This is a genomic window from Psychrobacter sp., assembly GCF_018260395.1.
Classification (GTDB): domain Bacteria; phylum Pseudomonadota; class Gammaproteobacteria; order Pseudomonadales; family Moraxellaceae; genus Psychrobacter.
The window spans coordinates 1-1,518 of sequence record NZ_JAGLBC010000248.1 but is presented as its reverse complement, the minus strand read 5'-3'; the positions used below and the strand labels follow the sequence as shown (position 1 = coordinate 1,518).

2 protein-coding genes are annotated in these 1,518 nt (G+C 32.9%); both read left to right on the top strand.

What is annotated here, in order from left to right:
• On the top strand, positions 1–629 hold a 629-nt coding region (locus tag QZ265_RS10875; RefSeq protein WP_296406095.1), incomplete at its 5' end, for a LysR substrate-binding domain-containing protein.
• 9 nt (positions 630–638) lie between these two features.
• Positions 639–1,518 (top strand): M20/M25/M40 family metallo-hydrolase (locus tag QZ265_RS10870; protein WP_296406092.1); only part of this gene is annotated, 880 nt, incomplete at its 3' end.

Here is a 1,518-nt window from a genome sequence, read left to right as displayed (position 1 = left end):
TTGTCGCCCCCTTTAGGTTTTATTTAGGGGTGACAACTATCCTGACACAGGGGGTAGACGATCACCACTACATTTTACAAGAATTAACCCAGAATAAGCTTGATGTCGCATTGGTCTACGATTTGCATATTGATAAAAATAATATTGATTTTACACCCTTAGCTGACCTGCCACCTTATCTACTTGTTGCAGAATCTCATATTTTGTCAAAAAGTCAAGCTGTTACTTTAGAAGAACTAACCGACTACCCAATGATTTTGCTTGATATGCCATATAGTAATGAATACTTCTTATCCCTTTTTCAAAATAAAAATCTTAAACCTTATATCACTGAGAAATGTAAGTATTTAGATGTAGTTCGGTCTATGGTAGGCAACGATATTGGTTATACCATTTTAAATGTTCGTCAAAAAACAGATATGTCTTCAGATGGTAAAAAACTTAAAAGGATTAGAATTTCAGGTGATTTACGCCCAATGAAGATAGGTATAGCTACACCTAAAAATGCTCAATTGACCAACGTATGTCAGGCGTTTGTAAATCGATGCAAATCCTTCATTTCAAACCAATATATACCTGGCATGAGCGTTTCATATTTTTCTGAAGCTCATATAAGAACTCAATACTAGGAGGTTGGTATGCGGCATGACACTGAATATATAAAGGTATTACAAGATTTAATATCTTTTGATACCACTTCTTATAAAAGCAATTTACCTCTAATAAACTATATAAAAAACTATCTTGATCATGAAAATATTATTACTGTATTAAATCTAAACAAAGAACTAACTAAAGCAAATTTATTTATAAGTACAGGCCCAAAGGACGTAGCAGGAATTTTACTCTCAGGTCACACTGATGTGGTGCCTGCTGATGGTCAAATTTGGGATACAGAACCATTTAAAGCAATAATAAAGGATAATAATATTTATGGACGCGGAACTGCTGATATGAAAGGCTTTATTGCATGTGCTTTAGTTGCAATGAAGCAAGCAGCGCATATGTCTTTAAGTCATCCATTACATTTATGTTTATCCTACGATGAAGAAATAGGCTGCATAGGAGTCAGAGGCATTCTCAATCAAATAAGTAAAATGGTAATTCCGCCGACTATTACTATTATTGGGGAGCCTACACTTATGAATGTAGCAACTAGCCATAAAGGAAAAGCAGTTTTCCAAGTAAGTTTTTATGGCGAGTCAGGTCATTCAGCTTTAGCTCCTAAATATTTAAATGCAATTCATACAGCAAGTTATTTTATTCAAAGTTTAATTAAATCACAAGAAATCATAGCAAAGGAAGGTAATACAGATACAGGCTTTGATATTCCTTATTCTACTATACATGTAGGTAAAATATGTGGTGGTGAAGCTATAAATATAGTGCCTAACTTTTGTCAATTAAATTATGAGGTGCGAAATTTAGCCCAAGATCAAATCATAGAAATTCAGACTTTAATTTTCAAAAAATTTAGAGACTACAATATTAATGATAACTATGATTTAGAACAAATTA